Below are 21,100 nucleotides of genomic sequence, written 5' to 3'. Positions count from 1 at the left end.
AGTAAAATCATGACGAACCGACGCAATCCCGCGCCTCCGACTGCGACGCTCGACATAAACTGCGACTGCAAAGAATACGTCATCGACTACCTTGCCAAGAGCTTCCCGGTGCGCCTGATGCAGGTCTTTTCAGACGAGGATGGCAATCTTCGATCCGAGCCCATGAGCGACGCCGAGGGCAATCCCGTTTTCTGTCCCCGCGCCATTGCCGCGCGTGATGCGCTGATCGAACAGCTCTGCGCGCTGCCGCCCATCGCTACCGCGCTCGACGCCATCATCGAGCACTTCGGAACCGAGGCCGTGGCCGAGGTCACGGGTCGGACCCGAAGGCTGGTCTTGGGGCGCGATGGTCAACAACGCCTCGAACGTCGCAGCCCCAGCGCCAATGTCGCCGAAGCGCAAAGCTTCATGGAAGGAACCAAGCGCATCCTGGTCTTCTCGGATGCGGGCGGCACGGGGCGTTCCTATCATGCCGACCTGGGCGCCAGGAACCAGCAGCGCCGGGTCCATTTCCTGCTCGAGCCGGGCTGGCGCGCCGACAATGCGATCCAGGGGCTCGGTCGCACCAACCGCACCAACCAGGCCTCCGCCCCACTGTTCCGCCCGGTAACCACCGACGTGAAGGGCGAGCGCCGGTTCATCTCGACCATTGCGAGGAGGCTCGATGCATTGGGCGCGCTCACGCGCGGCCAGCGCCAGACCGGCGGACAGAACCTGTTCGACCCGGCAGACAATCTCGAAAGCGATTACGCGCGCGACGCGCTCAGCCGCTGGTTTCAGCTGCTCTATGACGGCAAGCTGGAGGCCACGAGCTTCGGCAACTTCGTCGAGCGCACCGGCCTCCGGCTTGAAAGCCCCGATGGCGGGCTGATCGATAATCTCCCCACGATCCAGCGCTGGCTCAACCGCATCCTCGCGCTGCCGATCACGCTCCAGAACGCCATATTCGAGGAATATCTTGGCCTCGTCGAAACGCGGATCGAAGCTGCGCGTGAAGCCGGAACGCTCGACCAGGGACTGGAAACTGTTAGGGTCGATCACTTCACGGTCCTCGCCGATGAGCTCCTTCGTACAGACCCCGTGACCGGTGCCGAGACCCGCCTCGTCTCGCTCGAAGTAGCCAGGCACCTTCGGCCTCTGCGCTTGCAACGCCTGGTGCGGATGCACGAGATCGTCAGCGCGCACGCGATCCCCTTGCGCAATGCGCGCTCGGGCAAGGTCGCGCTGTCGGTTCCGGCCCGGCGCCTCATCGCCGACGACGGGGCCGTGGTCGAACGCCGACGCCTTCTGCGTCCGCTCAATTCCGCGAACTGGACGCTTGAAGCACTTGGTGAGAGCCACTGGGAGGAAATTGGCGTCACAGCGTTCACCAGCGCCTGGCTGGCCGAGGAAGAGGAAGCGGCCAAGTCACCGGTGACCGAGCGCGTCCATCTCGCCACCGGACTGCTGCTTCCTGTCTGGAAGCGCCTGCCCGGCGATCATGTCCGCGTCACCCGGCTCGTTGCCGAGGACGGCCAGTCGATCATCGGTCGCGAAGTGCTCGATATCGATCTCGCCGCAATCGCCGATACCTTTGGCCTCTCCGGAGTTGCCGGTCCATCGGCTGAGCAGATCGGCGAGCTCGTCATCGCCAGCGGAAAACCGCTGGGTCTCGCAAGCCATGATCCACTCACCGTGAAGCGCTCGCTGGTCGGCGGCGAACAGCGCCTTGAACTGACCGGGTTCTCGCCCGATCGGCTCGATTGGTACAAGGCGAAGGGCTGTTACACCGAGATCATCCGCTACCGCACGCGGCTGTTCGTGCCGGTGTCGAAAGCCTCGTCGGTGCTCCCCGCGCTTGTCGCCTGATCCCTCGGGCAGACCCCAATCACACAAAGAGAGTGGAGGGAGCCCTTTGGGCTTGTGGGCCTCGTGATCCTCACTGGCGCCTTCATTCCATCAGGAGAACACCCATGATCCAGTCGATTCCCTTGAAGAAGCTCGTCCCGAGCCCGCGTAACGTTCGCAAGTCGAGCGACGTGCTGGCCGACCTCCAGCTGCGGGCAGACATTGCCGCGCGCGGCCTGCTGCAGAACCTCGTCGTGCGCAAAGGAAAGCGCGGCAAGTTCGAGGTCGAGGCTGGCGGTCGCCGGCTCGCCGCGCTGCAGGCGCTGGCCGAAGAGGGCACCTTGCCTGACACGCACGAAGTCACCTGCCTCGTCATCGAAGGCGAGGAAAGCGAAGTGCGCGAAGCCAGCCTTGCCGAGAACTTCCAGCGACTCGCAATGAACCCGGCCGACGAGGCACAGGCCTTCGCCTCCATCATCGAAGCAGGAGCTACCACCGAAGACGTGGCGCGCCGCTTCGGCCTCACCGTCCGGTTCGTCGAAGGGCGCCTGCGTTTGGCAAGTCTGGCACCCTGCGTCTTCGAAGCGCTCGCCGAAGGCACGATCACGCTCGACATGGCCAAGGCCTACGGCGCGATCTCCGACGTCGAGCGCCAGGCGCATGTCTATGCCGAGCTGCAGGACGCCTGGTACCAGATCACGCCCGACACGATCCGCCGCATGGTGCTTGATGCCACGGTGCGCGGTTCCGATCCGCGAGCTGTGCTCGTCGGACGCGATGCCTACATCGCAGCGGGTGGCCGGATCGAGCGCGAACTTTTCGATGATGATGCCAGTGAAAGCTGGATCGATGTCGCGCTGCTCGAGGATCTCGCGCACAAAGCCATGGAAGAAGCCGCAGGAAAGGCCGCGCTCGAATTTGGCCTTGCCTGGGTGCGTCCGACGCTTGGCAATTATGTCAGCCATGACCTTGTCGAAGGTATGAGCCGCTTGCCTTGCGAACCTGCGCCGATGACCGAAAAGGAAGTACGGGAACTCGGAGAACTTGAGGCCGACTACGACCGCGTCGCCGCCGTGCTCGAAGACGAGGACAGCGACGAAGAGGAGATCGCCAAAGCCGAACGCGAACTGGTCGTCATCGACCGGGCCATGCGCGAGCTCAATGATCGTCCCCCTGTGCTTGCCGACGAGCTGAAATCCGAGGCTGGTGCCTTCCTTGTCCTCTCGCGCAATGGCGAGCCGACATTGGTTCCGCAGTACTACACCGAGACCGAGGTCATCACTGACGAAGGTGTGGTCGAAGCAATCGAGGAAAGTGGAGCGGCAAAGCCCAAGGGCAGCTCGTTGTCGCAGCGCCTGCTCGACGAGCTCGCGATGCAGCGGCGCGACATACTGGCAATCCATCTCGCCAACGATCCGGCGCTCGCCCTCGACTTCATGGTCTTTACGCTGGCCGATGCCGATGGACACGACTGGCGTGCCAAGAAGGCGTCGACGCTTGTCGGCTCGGCCGCGTCCGGCCCGGTCACTGGGTTCGAGGCCAAGGATGCACCGGCGAGCGCTGCTCTGGCCGAGTTTGCCGGGTCGCTCGATGAAAGCTGGCGTGCTGGGACAAACGATGTCGAGCGGTTCGCGAGATTCCGGACCCTTTCCGACGAAGCGCGCTCGGCCTGGCTCGGTCATGTCGTCTCGCGGACGCTGGTTGCCAGCCTGGCCTGCGGAGGAGAACGCTCGGTGCCGATGCACGAGGCACTCGGATCGCTGCTCGAAATCGAAACCGCGCAGTGGTGGCGTCCCACTGCGGCCAACTACTTCGACCGCGTGGCCAAGGCCCGCACCCTCGAAGCGCTCGATGCTGCAGGTGGTCCGGAGCTGGTCAGTCGATACGCTGCTTCGAAGAAGGCTGAACTGGCGAGCGCAGCCGAGCGCATCTTCTCCGGCAACTTCATCGGCGAGGCCGAGGTCAAGGGACGGGCGCAGGCCTGGGTTCCACGGATCATGCGGTTCACCGATGCTGAGGAGGTCGCGCACGTGGATGCCGAAGTCCACGTACCGGTCAGCGACGACGCGACTTACGAAATTGCCGAGCAGGCTGCCTGACCCCTCCTGACAGGTCTAGGTCACTCGGCGGGCGGTCCGTCCCAAATGGGACGGGCCGCCTTTCGCATGTCAAATTTGGGCCGCTTCGAGACAGTCTGGTTTCGGGAGCTTTCCTAAGAAAACGGACAATCCGGTCGCGATTCAAATCGCGGCGCCGTGTCCCATCCACATCGCATTCAAAGACAAGCCCACCAGCTAGCGACATAACTCACGTTCCCTGCCATTTCGAAGACAATGCCTGTCGCAATGAGGTGCAAGCGATCGCTGCCTTACTGATTTTTATCGGAATGGTTGCGCCTATCCGGTTTCGGCCTGTGCGTTACGGGCAGCAGCAATCGCCGCTGCAAGCTCTTTTGCTGGACCCACTCCCCAGTAGTGGAGGAAGTAAAACATCGGTTCACCGCCGATCATGTGGTTATGCAATGCTACGATATGGATATCCCGCTCGCGCAGTGCGCGGAGCACGGGCTGGACTTCGTCCTCGGTCATGATGAAGTCACCATCCACGGCGGCAAGGTCGTTGGTGCCCGAGAACGCCGCCCAGGTCGTAAGCCCCATCGAACCACCGATCTCAACGCCGTGCATGTGGCCTTGGCGAGCGAAGGTGTATTTCACGACACCATCGGCGATGCTTGGCTCGGTGCCCAAGATTTCGCTCAGCGCCAGGGCTTCGATCGTGCCGTTTGCATCCGGCGTCATGCCACCGAAACTGCGCTGCGGCGTCGGCGAGGCGGCGCGCACTTCCTTGATGGCATCCCAGACGGCTTTTACACCCGCTGCCATCTTAGCGGTTTCCCCATGCCCGCCGATATGCATAAAATAGACCGGCGGATCGTCGAATATGAAGTGATTGTGCAGCGCGGTGACGGTCAACCCGTTGGCGAGGGCAGCGTCCATCGCGGCTGTTATCTCATCCTCGAATACGACCGTGTCGCCCATGACCATCACTCCGCCATCGACGGGTTTGAAGGCAGCCCATGAGCCGAGACCTGCCGGGGGATCGAGGCGCATGCCGTCGACCATCACCGGCACGTCGGCGCGCGTCCAACCGATGCGTGCGACCCCATCGTCGGTCATGGTGACCTCCGAGTGCGATGCCTCGAAAATCAGTGCCTCGAGATTGCCGAGATTATCCTGCGCGTGAAGAGCCGCCGACATCGCTGATAGCGATAGAGCCAAGCCGCCGACGAACAATGTTCTGCGTAATTGCTTCATCTTAGTTCTCCTTGGATGTGATTTCAGGTGCCAGCCATCATTGCGAGGTAATACAGCGACCCAATGAGTGCGCTCACGAAGAGAACGAGCAACATCCCGATCTTGAAGCGCAGCATGGCGATCAGGGCCGCAGCGGCAATGACGACGGAGGCGACGTCGATCGTGGCGAAGTCCGGCACGAGCAGGCGTGCGCCGTAACCTCGAACCTCGTCAAGCCGTGCGAAGGCAACGTGCAGTGCAAACCAGATGGCAAGGTTTAGGATCACACCGACGACTGCTGCCGTCACCGCCGAAAGCGCCGCTGTCAGAAGCTTCACGCCGCGCAGTTTTTCGATAAATGGCGCACCAAGGAAAATCCATAGGAAGCAAGGCACGAACGTGACCCACGTGACGATGACCGAAGCCGCGATGCCCGAAGCCACCGGGCCTAACATGTCTGCTTCGCGATATCCCCCCATGAACCCCACGAATTGGACGACCTGGATCAGTGGACCCGGCGTGGTCTCCGCCATGCCCAACCCATCGAGCATTTCACCGGGGGCAAGCCAGCCATGCGTCTGCACGGCTTCCTGCGCCATATAGGCCAGCACGGCATACGCGCCCCCGAATGTCACGACCGCGAGCTTGGAGAAGAAAACCGCCAGTTCCGTGAACACGTGATTTGGGCCAACAAGAAGGATCAGCGCAATTATGGGAGCTGCCCAGATGCTGCCCCAGATCAAGGCCGTGCGGACTGCTCCGCGCCATGTAGGCTGCGCTTTCGCCATACCGCCTGTATGAAGCACGGCTTCCGGCTCGCTCTCCCCGTCCTCGGTCGTTTCACGGGCGCGAATGACCAGAAAGCGTGCAGGATCGAAATGCCCTCCAAGAAAACCGACCAGCGCGGCGGCCGCGATAATCAGCGGGAAAGGTGCATCGAATGCGAATATCGCCACGAAGGCTGCGGCGGCAATCAGATACATGGGCCAAGTTTTCAATGCCCTTTTCCCGATGCGCAGCAGGGCCTCGATGACTATGGCGAGCACCGCCGCCTTAATGCCGAAGAAAATCGCCTGGACGAAGCTGGCCTCCTGAAAACTGGCATAGAGCACGCTAAGCGCCATAATGCTGAGGAAGCCGGGAAGGACGAACAGGCATCCTGCGACGAGGCCACCGCGAACGCCGTGGAGCAACCAGCCAATATAGGTGGCAAGCTGCATGGCTTCCGGTCCGGGCAGGAGCATGCAGTAATTGAGCGCATGCAGGAACCGGTTCTCGCCGATCCAGCGCTTTTCATCGACTAGAATGCGGTGCATCACCGCGATCTGGCCGGCTGGCCCACCAAAGCTCAACGCGGCTATGCGCGCCCAGACACGCACCCCATCGGAAAACGGGATCGGAGTTTGTTCTACGGAACCTGAATTAGCGGGAGAATTCATCAACGCGTCCTTCGCACACAGCTCATCGAGCCGGACTTGGGCGCATTGCCTTACCGGGCGCCGGAATAAGTGCCCGAAGTCAAACTGCTAGATCATTGATCTGGTGTTGTCAAAAGCCTTACGCGAACAGTCTGCCTTGCACTTGGAGAATGTCGGCTTTCGAGATCGGCATTTGTATCTCCGATTTCCGAATTGAGGGCACGAAGCCGCCCTCAGCTACTACCTAGTCCAGTGGCAGGTTTCAGGATCGCGACGAGACCGATCAAATGTCCAATATGGGGGCGCATAGCGGCAATAATTAACAAGAGGGGAGGGAGCTTTGCTCTTCCTGAACCGGGGCATGTCCGTTCCGGCGATCAGGAGAACTCCCATGAAAAAGTCCCGCCGCACTGCATCGACTTCGCCTGCCGCGCGCATCACCGCCGCCATTATCGAAAAGCTCGAACAGGGCACAAAGCCGTGGGTCAAGCCGTGGCGCGGCGTGCCAGTCTCCCGTCCTTTGCGTTCTTGCGGAACGCCCTATCGCGGAATGAATACCTTCTGGCTGTGGATGGTGGCCGATGGCTGTGGCTACACCTCGCCATACTGGATGACCTACCGCCAGTGCCAGAAGCTTGGTGGACAGGTCCGCAAGGGCGAGAAATCGACCATCGCGATCTTCTACAAGAGCTACACGAAGGAGATTGAGACCGCCGAAGGCGAAGCCGACACCGAGAACCGGCGCGTGCTCAAGGCCTATGCTGTCTTCAATGCCGACCAGTGCGATGGCCTCTCGGAGTTCTACCATCCCAAGCCACTGGTTGCCACGCTTGAGCCCGAAGGGCGCGAAGACCGGCTTGATGCCTTCTTCGCCGAGATCGGCGCAGACCTGCGCCATCATGGTGCCCAGGCCTATTACGAGCCGCTGCGCGACCGGGTCACCATGCCGCCTGCTGAACTCTTCGAAGCCTATGACCACTATTACGCGACACTCGCGCACGAGCTGTCGCACTGGACGGGGCATTCCTCGCGGCTCGATCGCGATCTCAAGAACCGTTTCGGCAGCGACGCCTATGCTGCCGAGGAACTGATTGCTGAGCTGTCCTCGGCCATCCTTGGAGCCGAACTGGGTCTCCCAGTTACCCACCTCGACCATCACGCCAGCTACATCGCGTCCTGGCTCGAGATCCTCAAGTCGGACGAGCGCGCGATCCTGACCGCTGCGGCCAAGGCCGAAGAAGCAGCCAGCCTGCTGCTCGAACTGGGTGGTCACCAGTCCAGCAAAAGCGAGGCCGACATCGATCTCGCTGAAGCGGCCTGAGCGGGAGACTGACGATGGGACGTTCCGTCAGTTATCCGACCGGCTCAGTGGTGGCCTTTCGCCTGCTTGAAGACGGCGAAGACGACGATGTCGACTGGGTCTACGAGTGCCTCGTCGACGAAATCATCGATGCCGCGAAGGCGGTCTTTCCCTCCTTCGAGCGTTTCGATGGATGGCGCGGCCGCGAGGATCGTATCCTCCTGCGCAACGCCTTCGCCGATTGCGGCATATCGACCTATTGCGGGCTTGCCGCGATCTGGCTCGTCGAGCGCGACGATCCCCAGTATTGGGAGGCCGATTTCTATACCCCACGAACGGCAAGGGCACGGCATTGGCTCGCCCAGGTGTCGGGAAGGTTCGTCGACCTGTTTGGCGAGCTGCGCATGGTCGGGCGGTTCTCGAATGGCGAAGCGATCTTCGAGCGCTCCCGATCTGCTTGCGACACCGAGCCCTGATCCTGCCTCATCCCTGTCCGCCGGGAGAGGCCCTTGGGCCGGTCGGGGCGCGCCGCAACCTGCGGCCCGTCGGCCCGTGTTGCCCGCGCCAGCCGAGGGCCGCAGGTTTCCCGCTACGCGGTGCGTCGCGCCCCTTGTCCCGGCCCTGATCGGGCTCCGGCGGACAGGACCGAGGCAATGGTGCCTCCTCTCCTTGTCCCCGCGATCAGATCAGGAGACACCCCATGTACGACAGCTTCATCGACCAGTTGAGCGGCCTCGACCTCTTAGGCTTCAGCATCCGGCCAGCCCCCTTCAACGAGACCGACTTTCCCTGCGAGGACGCGATCGAGCAGACGCTTGGCGCAATCTGGTCCGATCTCTTCGCGATGTTCTCTGACACTGCTTTGGAGGCCGATGCCGAGGATATTGCCTGGGGCGTGGTCAATCTCTTTCACCGCGCTGCCAGCCGCAAGTCGGCTCAGCTTGACCGGGCCAGCGACGAGATTCGGGTCCTGCTCGCATCCGCCGACGGTTCCGAAGTACATTCGAGCAATCTGGAAGAGCAGGTCGAACGCGCGCAGGCGGCTGAAGCCAGCATGCTTGCCTTCGAGCAGATGCGCGAGGCTGCGGCAGCACTTTACCGCGACGAGACCGGATCCTCGTGGAAGCCCGTCTCCGGCTCACGCACGGCCCATTCGCGAAACCTTACTTCGGCTGTGATTGATGCCCGCGACTTCCTCCGCGCACGCGCTGAGAACCGGCGTCACGCCCTGATCCCGGAAGGAACTCCGGTCCTCTTCGCCGGTGGTCGCCAGAGCTTCGAGAGCGCCGAGGATGCGAAGCGATATGCCGACAATATCTGGGCGACGCTGGACAAGGTGCGCGATGTGGTTCCCGATCTCTTTCTGGTCCATGGCGGCGACGGCAAGGGTGCCGACCGCCTCGCCGCAAGTTGGGCTGAACGCCGCGAAGTCCAGCAGCTGACCTATTCGCTCGATCGTCGGCTTGGTGCCCGCGCCGGGTTCAAGCGCAACGAGCAGATGCTCTCGCTCAATCCGCGTTATCTCGTCGCCTTTCCGGGCAATGGCGTGACCGAACGCCTTGTGATCGATGCCAAGACGCGCCGGATCACGGTGGTCGATCGTCGTGGCCCGTTGGGGACCTCTCCCGGCTCCTGAGGGGCCCTTCATCATCTGCATCTAAATTGCCTGGATGTGCATTCGGCGCCGACCCGACTATGGACCGGTCATGCAACTTGACGATCTGCTGCAGCGCTACTTTGCCACCACCGACCTCTCCGGGGTTGGTCCCGACACCTTTGCAGCCGGCATTGAGCATTGCCGGGTCGATCTCGGCCTTGAGGAGGACCGGGGCAAGCGCTTTGCACTGTGGTCGTTCCTGCACATGTTCGGGTCCGCCCCCGATCTCGACGTGGCGTTCGAGAACGAGGAAGATCGGGAAGCGGCCCGCAACTTCGTGGATCTCCTGGCGGCATCGGAGGGCGATGGGGCAGGCTGATTGCGGCGCAAGGTCTCGGCACCTTCAGACCCGCACCCGATACCCATCCGGCTTTCTTCGCGAACAGTCCTGAACCAGGTCAGCTGAGGACAGCAACCCGTTCCTATCCGGCCGTGTTGTCGCGCTCCGCGCGCCTGCCCGCACCACCCGTCATGAACAGGTTCCCCCTTCGGCCCTTCAGGCCTGCGGTGCAGTCCTCCCATGCCCTGCTTCTTCTGGATGTTCGCAAGCCGGAGATGGTCTCCGGTTTGGAGAACTGAAGGAATACTATCATGACCAATATCGCAATCCTCACCGGCCGCATCGCACGCGATCCGGACACCCGCGAGACCAAGGGTGGCACCAATGTCACCGGGATCACCGTCGTCACCGATCGCCCCGCACGCGACAAGGACGGCAAGACCTACAAGGACGAGAACGGCTACACCGCCAAGGAAAGCGAGTTCCACCGGGTGACCTGCTTCAACGGCCTCGCGAAGACCGTCGGCCAGTACTGCTCCAAGGGCCAGCTGGTCAGCGTCCAGGGCCGCATCCACTACACCCAGTGGGAGGACAAGGACGGGGTCACCCGCTACGGCACCGAGATCCTCGCCGACAAGGTCGACTTCCTCTCCCGCGGCAGTGGTTTGAGCGACGACAACGACAACACCGACGCTCCCGAGATCGACTGACAGCGATCCCGATCGTCCCCCTTCCGAAGAGGCTCTGCCGCAAGTGGCAGGGCCTCTTCTTCTGTGGTTACTGGGTTCCCGGAGCTACATTCGAGGCACGGGCTGCACCGCGCACGGTCAGTTTCTCGATCGCGGCATCCTCGCCGAGTTTCCCGAGTTCTTCGGCAACCTTCCTCAGACCCCTCTTCGAGAAGCTTTCGAGGCCGCTTCCCAGGATGATTTCGCCGAGTTCTCTGGCCGCCTGCACTTCAAGTTCGCGTTGTTTGGCGTCGAGCGCCTCGCGGTCTGCTTCGAGCTTTTGCAGGGCTGCAATCGCGCTCCGGTTTCGGGGCATGTTACTTGTCCTTTTGTCCCCCTCGGGTCTGCTCCCCGGTTGTTTCAATGCCCGCGTTATCGGGGTGTAGGAAAGGCAATTCGTACCCAGCAGGCGTTCGATATTGGGGCGGAGGTGGTGGGTTCTTGCTCACGGTTCTCCTAGCATGATGGCCTTGCGCCTCCCGCCTCAAGGACGGCGGGGCCCCACCATTTTGCCCGCCACCGGATTGCATCCGGCAGCGAACAAAATCGTTACCCCCACCGCCGCTATCGCGGTCGCCCAGCCGGGCGATCCCTGACCCGGGATGCACAAGACCATCGCGCGCACCTCCTGTCGTCTCACGACAGAAACCAGGAGGATTATCATGGCTTATTCAATGCATTGCGCCCTTCCGTCACGGAGCTATTTCGAGGCTCTGGAAACAGCCGAGAAGAGAGCGTTGCACAGCTTCTTCGATCAGCACGTTATCGAGGATGACGAGCTCGGGTACTTTGCCCTCGACGAGGGTGACTACAACATATTGCCAGAGCATCTCGCGGCGCGGGTGGTTCACACGGTCCACGGGGGCATGCTCGACGAGTTCTGAGACTACCGACAGGGCGGGAACCGAGAACGGTTCCTGCCCTTTTTTCATGCTCGCCGGGTAGGCCAACCAACCCCAAAACCCGGTTCGGTCGGTTGCTCTGACGGTCGCCCACCGCAATGCGGCGGCGCCCGATAAATGGAGCGGGACTTTGGACGCACTCTGTCCCGCGCATCTGGCGATGCGCTCCTGAGGGTGCGGCGTGCTCTGTTCTTGGGCCCCGCACGCACTTGTGAACCGCCGCCGGGTCGGACCGGCGCGAAGGCGCGGGAGCGACAGGCCCCGCCCCCTTGCTTCGCACGCGGACCTTGGCCGACGCCTCGTTCACAGGTCCAGTCCTTGTTGAGCCCGCGGCGGCAATCCTTCTCTGCCGGCGATCGGATGTGTCCGAAGTGCCGCGCGCGGGGGGCGACAAATACGAACCCGCGATTCTGTCGCTCCTCCCCCGACCCCCGCATGCGCCATCCCCCTCTGCAACCGGCGGCAGCTTGCCGCGGCCGCCCAAGCCTAGCGGAGTGTAATCATGTCAACCGTTCCCGACCCCGTCCGTCCTCGGTTTCTGCGCACACCCGATGCCGCGGTACATCTGGGGCTATCGCCGCGCACGCTCGAGAAGCACAGGTGCTATGGCACTGGTCCAGTCTATCACAAGCTGGGCGGGCGCATCGTCTATCGGCGCGAGGATCTCGATGCATGGGCCGAGCAGGGCCTGCGTCGTTCGACCAGCGATCCCGGCCGAGGCATCGTCCATCCCGCCAAGCGGATCGACGGCTATACCGGCCCGGTCCGGCGCTGAGGCCCGATGCGTGCCTGCCGGACATTCGCCCGCGCCGCCGAGCAGCTCGACCTTTTCGTCGGGTCCGGGAGCGACATCGCCGCGCGCGATGTGCAGGACCTGATGGCCTGGCCCTTCTTCAGCCTCGCCAAGTCGAAGCGGATCAAGCCGATCGACTTTCGAATGGGTGAGATCTCGATACTGGTCGAGGCGACGGCCGAGCATGGCATGGCGACCATCTGGGACGCCGACGTGCTGATCTGGGTGGCCAGCCAGATCGTCGAGGCGCGCGATACAGGCAAGCCGACCTCGCGGCTCATTGCCGCGAGCCCGCACGAGATACTCGCATTCACCGGGCGCGGAACCGGCAAGGCCGGTTATGAACGGCTGAGAGCAGCGCTCGACCGGCTCCAATCGACGAGCATCGCCACCTCGATCCGTCAGCGCGGTGCGCGCCGGCACCATCGCTTCTCCTGGATCAATGAATGGCGCGAATGCCTGGACGGGAACGGCCGCACCTTCGGTATCGAGATGATCGTGCCCGACTGGTTCTATGAAGGGGTGGTCGACCGGGCGCTCGTGCTGACGATCGATCCCGCCTATTTCCAGCTTACCGGCGGGCTCGAACGCTGGCTCTACCGTATCGTGCGCAAGCACGGCGGCAGGCAGAAGGGCGGGTGGAGCTTCGATATCGCCCATCTGCATCTCAAATCGGGCGCGCTCTCGCCGCTGAAGCGGTTCGCCTTCGACATCCGCGAGATCGTCCGGCGGCAACCGCTACCGGGCTATCGGCTGGCGCTCGGCCATGAGCTCGGCCGCGAACGCCTGAACTTCACTCCATTACCGGTCGATCCCTTCGAAGCCGCCAGGCGCCGGATCGGCATGGCCCCTGTGGAAAGGTGCGGGTGATGTTCGGACTATCAGGAACCGCGCCGTTCGGACTATCGGGAACCGGAAGTTCGGACTATCGGGAACCGAAATCGTGCGCGAATCGGCGGAATTGCTGGGCTTGCGCGCCCCTTAACTATCCTAACAAGGAATCCTATGGATTCCTGCTAACGTCGATGCGCCTGTGCACGGGCGGCGGTTCGGCACCGACGGCGGCCGGAGCGAGCACCTGCCTTGGCGACCTGCCGCTGACCCATGTCACGCTCGTATGGCGCGAGGGCATTCGCGAGGATTGGCTGCGCTTCGGCAAACCGGTCGCCGAGTCCATCGTCGATCGCCGCACCCGCATCGAAAGCTATGCGCCGGGCCAGATCTTCGCCCTCGTCCGCTGGGCGGCGAACGATTACGGAACCGTGCGTTCGACACTCGACATCGTGCGCGCCGTCGGTCGAACCGAGGCCTATACGACCGTGCCGCAGATCGATCCGGGCGGAGAACTGCTGCTCTCGGTGCGCGGCTGGGCACGCGTTCGTCGCGTCCTGGCGCTGATCGATGCGGTCGAAGCGGCTGCCACCGACCCGTGCGAAGCCGCGCCCGATTACTGGCGCCATGTCCACAATCGCCTCGCAGCGGGCCTGCCGCCGCGCGCCTATGTGCCAAGACGACATCGGGCCTGGCTCCGGCGCCGAAAGCTCTGGCCGTGAGGCGCGGCACGATCCTTTTTGCTGGCACGGCCGCCGCAGCGGCTTTGCTGAGCGCGGTCTTGCCCCTCTCGCGCGTGCTTGTGTGGAATGTGACGGCGAGCGTCCCGACCGGGCTCTATTACATCGGCGAGGCAGCCGGCCTGCAGATCGGCGAGCGGGTCGCACTCAATCCTCCACCCGGGCTGCGCGATTACCTCGCCGAGCGCGGCTATCTTCCTGCGGGCGTGCCGCTCATCAAGGAGGTCGCGGCGCTGCCCGGCGACACCGTATGCCGCGACGGCTTTGCGATCACGATCAATGGAAGTCGGGCTGGATCGGCGCGCTCACGCGACCGGATGGGGCGCGTCCTGCCTGTCTGGCACGGATGCCGGACCATCGCCGCGCAAGAGATATTCGTGATGAACCTGCGCGCGCCGCACAGCTTCGACGGACGCTATTTCGGTCCGGTGCCGCGTGATCACGTCATCGGCCGGGCGCGCCCGGTCTGGACCGACGAGGCCGCTGACGGCGACCACGTCTGGTTCGCCAGGCTCCCACGAAATTCCCACCCCACCGTAACTGAAGGAGATATTCAATGAACTGCATCGGCACCTTTGTCGCGACCCCGGATGGCTTCGAGGGGCGCTTGCGGACGCTCACGATCGACAGCGCGCTGACCATCGTGGCGACCGAGCCCGGCGATACTGACAACGCGCCGGATTACCGGATCATGGCCGGCGAAGGCGATGCCGCCTGCGAGGTCGGGGCCGGCTGGAAACATGTGGGCGACAAGGCCGGACCCTTTGTCGCGGTCGTGATCGATGATCCGGCCCTGGTCCAGCCGCTGCGTGCCAATCTCTTCCGGTCCGATTCCAGTTCGCATGTCCTGATGTGGTCGCGGCCCGCGCGCCGCAAGGCGAAGGACTGAGCCGGTGCGCGGTTCACGGCGCATGCTAGCCGCGTTCGCGGTGCTCGCACTAATCTGCCCGACACTGGCATCCGCACAGGCGGATACCAACGACCGGGGCGCGCAACGCATGGACATCTCGATGCATGTGCGCGAGGCCGCGCAGCGCTTCGGCCTTCCCGAGCACTGGATCTATGCGGTCATTCGGGTCGAAAGCGCCGGGCGCACGCGCGCCGTCTCGCCCGCCGGAGCGATGGGTCTGATGCAGCTGATGCCCGGAACCTGGGCGCGCCAGCGCGCCCGGTTCGCGCTCGGCAGCGACCCGTTCGATCCGCGCGACAACACTCTGGCTGGTACATCCTACCTGCGCGAGATGTTCGATCGCTACGGTCGCGAGGGCTTCCTCGCCGCCTACAATGCAGGTCCCGGTCGGTACGAGCAGTGGCTCTCCGCAGGCCGTCCGCTCCCGCGCGAAACGCGCGATTATGTCGCGAGAATTGCTCCGCTCCTGCAAGCCGACCGCATTTTCCTGGCAGATGCGAAGCCCCCAGTGGACGCGGTGTTGCCGCTCCGGGTAGCCCTTGCGGGCGCGGCGCCTTTACCGCTCGAGCAGGGCGAAACCGACTTGCCCGCAAACCCGTTCGCCCGTCCGGCCGAGCCGACGCACGACCTGTTCGCGCCTGTCTCAACGGCCAGCGACCGATGATGCCGGCTTGCGCATCGCAGCGCACGACTTCGTCGACTGGCGAAGCGTGGCGAAGGACAGGCGGAACCATCAGAAAGGGAAAGGGGGGATGGCGAGATAAAAGCAGCGCCGTCGGGCGGGCTGCAGGTGGTTGGTTTTCTTGGACATTCAGCGCCGTCGTTCCCTTGGCCCTGCCGTCGCTCCAACAGAATTTCCTTGTGAATTCAGCGGCAAATGCGCCGTCGCCTGGATGCGCTGCCCGTGCATGGCGATGACTTCGATATCAGGCCGGGCCGTTCGCGCGACAGCGGAGCGGGGTCCTGGCGCAAGGCCAACTCGCTTGTCGGGCGCGTGCTCCAGGTCTCGCGCAGGGCAGGCTTTACGCCGCTTGGACGCGGCAGAGCCGGCCGGGGCACCGGGCATCTCGGACGCGGCGGGCGCGCCGCGCTCCGGTCCCGCCGCGACGCGTTTCGCAGGCGCGTCGTCATCAAGGCGCGGGTCGTGCGGCACCGGGGTACCCGATTTCGTTCGGCGCGGCTCGCCCGCCATGTCGCCTATCTCGAACGCGACGGAGTCACCCGCGATGGATCGTCAGGACAGATGTTCGATGCGCGGTCCGAACGCGCCGATGGCGACGTATTCGCGCAGCGCTGCGAGGACGACCGGCACCACTTCCGCTTTATCGTCTCGCCGGAGGACGCGAACGATCTGGCCGATCTGCGCACTTTCGCCCGCGAGCTGATGGAGGACATGGCCAGCGACCTCGATACGCGTCTCGACTGGGTGGCGGTGGATCACTGGAACACCGACAACCCTCACATCCATGTCCTGGTCCGCGGGATAGCCGACGATGGGCGGGACCTCGTCATCGATCGTGGCTACATCAGCGAAGGGCTGCGCGCCCGCGCCGAAGAGCGCGCGACTATCGAGCTGGGTCCGCGCAGCGAGCGCGATATCAGACAAGCGCTTCGCCGCGAGGTCGACGCCGAGCGCTGGACCGGTCTCGACCGCCGCCTCCACAAAGAACGGGACGCGCACGGTGTCGTCGATCTCCGGCCCGAGGACGCATCGGGCAGGCGCAAGGATCGCACATTCCTGTTGGGCCGTGCGCAGGTGCTCGAACGCATGGGGCTGGCCGAAAAAGTCGGAGTCGCCAGCTGGACGCTGGCGCGAGACCTGGAGCCGACGCTTCGCGAGCTCGGCGATCGCGGAGACATCATCAGAACCATGCACCGGGCGATGGCCGGGCAGGAGAATGGCGGCGATGATGGACGCTTCTCTGTGCATGCGCGATCCGGCGGCGAGCGCTTGACAGGAAGGCTGGTCGAACGCGGACTGCACGACGAGCTCACCGGCGAGGCTTATGTCATCGTAGACGGGATCGACGGCCGCGCGCATCATCTGCGCTTTCCCGACATCGAGCGGACCGGCGATGCCGCACCCGGCGCGATCGTCGAGACAGGCACATGGACCGATCGCAAGGGACGTCAGCAGGCCAGCCTGCTGACGCGGTCGGACCTCTCGATCGCGAGCCAGATCGAGGCGCGCGGCGCGACATGGCTCGACCGCCAGCTCGTTTCGCCTCAGCCGCATCCGCTGGCAGGCGGGTTCGGGTCGGAGGTTCGCGATGCCCTTGACCGGCGGGCGGAGGTTCTGATCGATGGGGGCCTTGCCAAGCGACAGGGGCAGCGCATCGTCTTTGCGCGAGGTCTCCTTGATACCCTGCGCGAACGCGAACTCGCGGAAATAGGGGAGGCCCTGGCCACACGCCATGGCGGAGTCGCGCAGCCGACCGATGCCGGTGATCATGTGGCCGGCATCTTCCGCGAGCGCGTGTCCCTCGCTTCGGGCCGTTTCGCCATGATCGACAACGGCAGGGGGTTCCAGCTTGTCCCCTGGCGGCAGGATCTCGAACGTCATCTGAATCAGGAAGTGAGCGGCCGGATCAACCAACGCGGCGGCGTCGACTGGAGTTTCGCCCGCTCGCGCGGCCCGGCCCTTTGAGGATAGGTCCCAATGAACCAAATCTTGACAAACGCGTCACATGATGCATATAAAAGCATCAGGAGATGCGGTATGGCCAGTGCAGCGTTTGAGCACATTGAACCCCGGCGCGGACTTCAGACGTTTGCAGGGGATGATGACCGCCGTCGCCTGACCGGCGCAGCGGTCACTGCCGTGCTTCGGCTCGTCGATGCCTGGGACGGCAGCAATGCGGAAGGTGCGGCGCTGCTCGGTGTTTCGGAAAGCACCTGGGACCGGATGAAGGCCGGGACATGGGACGGCACGCTCAGCCAGGACCAGCTGACCCGCGCCTCGGCGCTGATCGGCCTGTTCAAGGGGCTGCACCTGCTGTTCGCCGACGACATGGCGGATCGCTGGCCGAAGCTGGCGAACACAGCGCCGGTGTTCGACCGGCTTTCCCCGGTGCAGGCGATGATTGCCGGCGGCATCCCGCGCATGCTGGAAACCCGGCAGTATATCGACGCGCTTCGTGGCGGGCTCTGAGGAGCCGGCCGACCTGCCTCTGGCCGACCTTCCGACGATCCGCGAGGCTTTCGAGCGCACCATCAGGCTTGTGCCGAGCGCGCGGCTGCGCGCAGCGGTCATGGCATCCCTGGCCGACGATGACGACGATCTTGCCCTTCTGGCCGAGATCGAGGGCGCGACCAGCGGACGGCTGATCGCCGAGGAACGCGGGCTTGGCGCGCTGACCGCCGATGAACTCGTTCACGGCGTGCCTCATGCCCGTTTCATCAATGCGAGCTTCGCCTATGCCAAACCGCGCGAACCCGGTCGTTTCAATCCCGCCAATCGCGGTGCCTGGTACGCCGCCTTGGCGGTGGAAACCTGCATTGCCGAAGTGGGCCATCACCTGACGAGGGCCCTGGCCGATGCGGGCGATTTCACTGCCGTCGTGGAATATGGCGAGATGATCGCCAGCATGTCAGGCGTGTTCGTCGATCTGCGCGGTCTTCCCGACCATCCCGGCCTCGATCCCGATACGGCGAAGGGCTATCTGGCCGGCAATGCTCTTGCGGCTCAGGCGCGCGGCGAAGGGCATAACGGGATTATCTATCCCTCGGTCCGCCACGCGGGCAGGACCTGCATCGCCGCCCTGTGGCCCAATGTCGTGCAGTCGGTCGCGCAAGGGAGCATGTACCGCCTGACATGGTCCGGGGAACCCGCGTTCGCTTGCGAAGCGCTCTAGCCGCCCGCTTCTTTGCCTGCGCCAGACCGCGATCTGCCCGGCACCGTGCTTGAAATGACGTTCCCGTCCGGCCTGCTGCCTCCTGCAAAGGAGACATCATGTCGGCAACCAGAATCCTGTGGGGCCAGATCCTCGTCGTGTTCACCCTGACGCTGGCCGGCATCTGGGCCGGTACGCAATGGACAGCTGCCGAGCTTGGATATCAGGCCGAGCTTGGCCGGGCCTGGTTCACCGCTTTCGGCATGCCGGTCTACCCGCCCTATGCGATCTTCTGGTGGTGGTTCAGCTACGAGGCCTATGCCCCGCGCATATTCGAGACCGGCGGCATGATCGCAGCGTCGGGCGGGCTGATCTCGGTGGTGGTCGCGATCGCCATGTCGGTGTGGCGCGCCCGCGAACAACGCAACAGCGCGACCTACGGCTCGGCGCGCTGGGCAACGCGCTCCGACATCGCCGATGCCGGCCTTCTCGCTGGCAAGGGCGTGGTGATCGGCCAGTGCGCCAATCTCTATCTGCGTCACGACGGGCCCGAACATGTGCTGTGCTTCGCGCCGACGCGCAGCGGCAAGGGCGTCGGCCTCGTCGTGCCGACGCTGCTGACCTGGCCGCACTCGGCCGTTGTGCATGACATCAAGGGCGAGAACTGGGAACTGACCGCTGGTTTTCGCGCCAAGTTCAGCCGCGTCCTCCTGTTCGATCCGACCAACGAGGCTTCGGCCGCCTTCAATCCGTTGATGGAAGTGCGGCGCGGCGTCGGCGAAGTGCGGGACGTGCAGAACATCGCCGACGTGCTGGTCGATCCCGAAGGCTCGCTCGAGCGGCGCAACCACTGGGAAAAGACCAGCCATGCGCTACTGGTCGGCGCGATCCTCCACGTTCTCTATGCCGAAGAAGACAAGACCCTGGCAGGTGTTGCGTCCTTCCTTTCTGATCCGAAGCGGTCGATCGAGGCGACACTCGCCGCGATGATGCAAACGCCGCATCTGGGCGAGGATGGCGTGCATCCGGTCGTGGCGAGCGCCGCGCGCGAACTGCTCAACAAATCGGAGAACGAGCGTTCCGGCGTGCTCTCGACCGCCATGTCCTTCCTTGGCCTGTACCGCGACCCCGTGATCGCCAGTGTTACGCGGCAGTGCGACTGGCACATTGCCGACCTCGTCGATCCGAAGCGCCCGGCGACGCTTTACCTCGTCGTTCCGCCCTCGGACATCAGCCGGACCAAACCGCTCGTTCGCCTGATCCTCAACCAGCTGGGACGCCGCCTCACCGAAGACCTCGACGAAGGATCGGATCGCCGGCGACTGCTCCTGATGCTCGACGAGTTTCCGGCGCTGGGTCGGCTCGACTTCTTCGAAAGCGCGCTCGCCTTCATGGCGGGCTATGGCATCAAGGCGTTCCTGATCGCGCAGTCGCTCAACCAGATCGAGAAGGCTTATGGCCAGAACAATGCAATCCTCGACAACTGCCATGTCCGCGTCTGCTTCGCCACCAACGACGAACGCACCGCCAAGCGCATCTCGGAATCGCTCGGCACGGCGACCGAGCTGCGCGCGATGAAGAACTATGCCGGGCACCGCCTGTCCCCTTGGCTCGGGCACCTGATGGTTTCGCGGACGGAAACCGCCCGGGCTCTGCTCACCCAGGGCGAGATCATGCAGCTGCCCGATACCGACGAGATCGTCATGCTCGCAGGTGCTAATCCGATCCGCGCGAAGAAGGCGCGCTATTATGCCGATCCGAGACTGAAGACGCGGGTCGAGCGGCCACCTGTCACGGAGCAATCGGGCGACAGCGCCCGGAGCGACGACTGGGGCGATGTAACCGCCTCGCCGAATGTCCGGCCCGATCCTGCGGCGGTGGTGGTCCCGGAAGAGGAGGAAGCATTAGACTCCGCGGGTGAGGGCGGCATTCGCCGTGAGCCCGATTTGCCGGAACACGAGGACGTGTTGCCGCCCCGGTCACCGCCTCCCAACGAGTTCGACTTCACCGACCGGCGAGATCACGAAGATGTCGTCAGAAACAGGCAGATTACGGACCGAATGCGCGCCAATGCGCGGCGGGCCGCGCTCGATCCCGGCGATGGGATCGATCTGTGAGCAAGGGCAACCGGATCAAGCACACCTTCCGGCTCCCGCCCGATCTGTCGCGGCAGCTGGCCGACTATGCGGGTCGCAAGCGGGTATCGCAGGCATCGGTGGTCGAAGCGGCGATCGCGTCGTTTCTTTCGCCCGACGGGTCCGAGCGGACGGAGGCCGCCTTCAGCCGGCGCCTCGACCGGATCACGCGGCAGTTGCAGAAGCTCGATTACCACGTCGAGGTCGGCAACGAAGCCTTCGCGCTGTACCTTCGGACATGGCTAGCCGCCACGCCGCCGCCTTCAAGCGAGCCTTCGGCTGCGCTCCGGGCCGGCGTAGAGAAGCGGTTCGAGAATTTTGTCGAAGCGCTTGCCCGGCACATGGAGCGCGAGACGCATCTGGCGGACGATCTGACACGAGTGGACAAGCTTGGTGAGGACCAGGGCTGAAGACGATCTTGGGGGCCAGGAAAGATCGGAAGCGGCTTGGCGA

Annotated in this window: 22 protein-coding genes; 19 read left to right on the top strand and 3 right to left on the bottom strand. The window is 64.0% G+C overall.

Annotated elements, in window-relative coordinates:
* Positions 1 to 1,848: strawberry notch C-terminal domain-containing protein (locus Q9K01_RS14670; protein ID WP_305930863.1), on the top strand; the 1,848-nt coding region annotated here is incomplete at its 5' end.
* Between the two features lie 104 nt (positions 1,849 to 1,952).
* Positions 1,953 to 3,926, top strand: coding sequence for a ParB/RepB/Spo0J family partition protein (locus Q9K01_RS14665; RefSeq protein ID WP_305930871.1), 1,974 nt, complete (start codon positions 1,953 to 1,955; stop codon positions 3,924 to 3,926).
* A gap of 297 nt (positions 3,927 to 4,223) precedes the next feature.
* On the opposite strand, the gene Q9K01_RS14660 is transcribed toward Q9K01_RS14665, so the two are convergent.
* Positions 4,224 to 5,141: a DUF1259 domain-containing protein gene (locus Q9K01_RS14660; RefSeq protein ID WP_305930862.1), complete on the bottom strand. Its 918-nt coding sequence runs from the start codon at positions 5,139 to 5,141 to the stop codon at positions 4,224 to 4,226.
* Positions 5,142 to 5,164: 23 nt separating this feature from the next.
* Positions 5,165 to 6,559, bottom strand: a complete 1,395-nt coding sequence (gene chrA / locus Q9K01_RS14655; RefSeq protein ID WP_041685277.1) for a chromate efflux transporter — start codon at positions 6,557 to 6,559, stop codon at positions 5,165 to 5,167.
* A 370-nt stretch (positions 6,560 to 6,929) separates the two neighbouring features.
* Here chrA and Q9K01_RS14650 point away from each other — a divergent pair, with 370 nt between their 5' ends.
* The 5 genes from Q9K01_RS14650 (at position 6,930) to Q9K01_RS14630 (ending at position 10,485) form a co-directional block, all read left to right on the top strand.
* A complete protein-coding gene (locus tag Q9K01_RS14650; protein ID WP_305930861.1) occupies positions 6,930 to 7,859 on the top strand; it encodes an ArdC family protein in 930 nt (309 codons plus the stop codon).
* Between the two features lie 14 nt (positions 7,860 to 7,873).
* Positions 7,874 to 8,314, top strand: a complete 441-nt coding sequence (locus Q9K01_RS14645) for a hypothetical protein (protein WP_305930860.1) — start codon at positions 7,874 to 7,876, stop codon at positions 8,312 to 8,314.
* 224 nt (positions 8,315 to 8,538) lie between these two features.
* The gene (locus Q9K01_RS14640; RefSeq protein ID WP_305930859.1) at positions 8,539 to 9,474 is read left to right on the top strand and encodes a DUF2493 domain-containing protein; all 936 of its coding nucleotides are present in this window, start codon (positions 8,539 to 8,541) and stop codon (positions 9,472 to 9,474) included.
* 70 nt (positions 9,475 to 9,544) lie between these two features.
* Positions 9,545 to 9,814, top strand: a complete 270-nt coding sequence (locus Q9K01_RS14635; protein WP_305930858.1) for a hypothetical protein — start codon at positions 9,545 to 9,547, stop codon at positions 9,812 to 9,814.
* A 272-nt stretch (positions 9,815 to 10,086) separates the two neighbouring features.
* Entirely contained in the window at positions 10,087 to 10,485 is a 399-nt protein-coding gene (locus Q9K01_RS14630) for a single-stranded DNA-binding protein (protein ID WP_305930857.1), read from the top strand.
* A 67-nt stretch (positions 10,486 to 10,552) separates the two neighbouring features.
* Here Q9K01_RS14630 and Q9K01_RS14625 read toward each other — a convergent pair whose 3' ends face one another.
* Positions 10,553 to 10,819, bottom strand: a complete 267-nt coding sequence (locus Q9K01_RS14625) for a DUF6437 family protein (RefSeq protein ID WP_305930856.1) — start codon at positions 10,817 to 10,819, stop codon at positions 10,553 to 10,555.
* A gap of 346 nt (positions 10,820 to 11,165) precedes the next feature.
* Here Q9K01_RS14625 and Q9K01_RS14620 point away from each other — a divergent pair, with 346 nt between their 5' ends.
* The 12 genes from Q9K01_RS14620 to Q9K01_RS14565 all read left to right on the top strand — a co-directional run bounded on the left by Q9K01_RS14620 (position 11,166) and on the right by Q9K01_RS14565 (position 21,057).
* Positions 11,166 to 11,387, top strand: coding sequence for a hypothetical protein (locus Q9K01_RS14620; RefSeq protein ID WP_305930855.1), 222 nt, complete (start codon positions 11,166 to 11,168; stop codon positions 11,385 to 11,387).
* A gap of 520 nt (positions 11,388 to 11,907) precedes the next feature.
* Entirely contained in the window at positions 11,908 to 12,180 is a 273-nt protein-coding gene (locus Q9K01_RS14615; protein WP_305930854.1) for a helix-turn-helix transcriptional regulator, read from the top strand.
* 6 nt (positions 12,181 to 12,186) lie between these two features.
* Entirely contained in the window at positions 12,187 to 13,068 is an 882-nt protein-coding gene (locus Q9K01_RS14610) for a replication initiator protein A (RefSeq protein ID WP_305930853.1), read from the top strand.
* Between the two features lie 155 nt (positions 13,069 to 13,223).
* Positions 13,224 to 13,751, top strand: a complete 528-nt coding sequence (locus tag Q9K01_RS14605) for a DUF2840 domain-containing protein (RefSeq protein WP_305930852.1) — start codon at positions 13,224 to 13,226, stop codon at positions 13,749 to 13,751.
* Complete coding sequence (locus Q9K01_RS14600; protein ID WP_305930851.1) at positions 13,748 to 14,329, top strand: S26 family signal peptidase; 582 nt, start codon at positions 13,748 to 13,750, stop codon at positions 14,327 to 14,329. The genes Q9K01_RS14605 and Q9K01_RS14600 overlap by 4 nt, the downstream gene beginning before the upstream one ends.
* Positions 14,326 to 14,658 carry a DUF736 domain-containing protein gene (locus Q9K01_RS14595; RefSeq protein ID WP_305930850.1) on the top strand — a complete coding sequence of 111 codons (333 nt, stop codon included), beginning with the start codon at positions 14,326 to 14,328 and terminating at the stop codon, positions 14,656 to 14,658. Before Q9K01_RS14600 ends, Q9K01_RS14595 begins: the two co-directional genes overlap by 4 nt.
* Before the next feature lie 22 nt (positions 14,659 to 14,680).
* Positions 14,681 to 15,343 (top strand): lytic transglycosylase domain-containing protein, encoded by a 663-nt coding sequence (locus Q9K01_RS14590; protein ID WP_305930849.1) that lies wholly within the window; start codon positions 14,681 to 14,683, stop codon positions 15,341 to 15,343.
* A gap of 213 nt (positions 15,344 to 15,556) precedes the next feature.
* A complete protein-coding gene (locus Q9K01_RS14585; protein ID WP_305930848.1) occupies positions 15,557 to 17,326 on the top strand; it encodes a relaxase/mobilization nuclease domain-containing protein in 1,770 nt (589 codons plus the stop codon).
* A 72-nt stretch (positions 17,327 to 17,398) separates the two neighbouring features.
* Entirely contained in the window at positions 17,399 to 17,830 is a 432-nt protein-coding gene (locus tag Q9K01_RS14580) for an antitoxin Xre-like helix-turn-helix domain-containing protein (protein WP_305930847.1), read from the top strand.
* Positions 17,817 to 18,533, top strand: a complete 717-nt coding sequence (locus Q9K01_RS14575; RefSeq protein ID WP_305930846.1) for an RES family NAD+ phosphorylase — start codon at positions 17,817 to 17,819, stop codon at positions 18,531 to 18,533. The genes Q9K01_RS14580 and Q9K01_RS14575 overlap by 14 nt, the downstream gene beginning before the upstream one ends.
* A gap of 98 nt (positions 18,534 to 18,631) precedes the next feature.
* Positions 18,632 to 20,629 (top strand): conjugal transfer protein TraG, encoded by a 1,998-nt coding sequence (locus tag Q9K01_RS14570; protein ID WP_305930845.1) that lies wholly within the window; start codon positions 18,632 to 18,634, stop codon positions 20,627 to 20,629.
* Positions 20,626 to 21,057 carry a CopG family transcriptional regulator gene (locus Q9K01_RS14565; RefSeq protein WP_305930844.1) on the top strand — a complete coding sequence of 144 codons (432 nt, stop codon included), beginning with the start codon at positions 20,626 to 20,628 and terminating at the stop codon, positions 21,055 to 21,057. Before Q9K01_RS14570 ends, Q9K01_RS14565 begins: the two co-directional genes overlap by 4 nt.
* The last annotated feature ends 43 nt before the right edge of the window (positions 21,058 to 21,100 follow it).

Origin of the sequence: Qipengyuania benthica, from assembly GCF_030717865.1 — a bacterium.
Classification (GTDB): domain Bacteria; phylum Pseudomonadota; class Alphaproteobacteria; order Sphingomonadales; family Sphingomonadaceae; genus Qipengyuania; species Qipengyuania benthica.
This window is presented reverse-complemented; position numbering and strand designations above follow the sequence as displayed.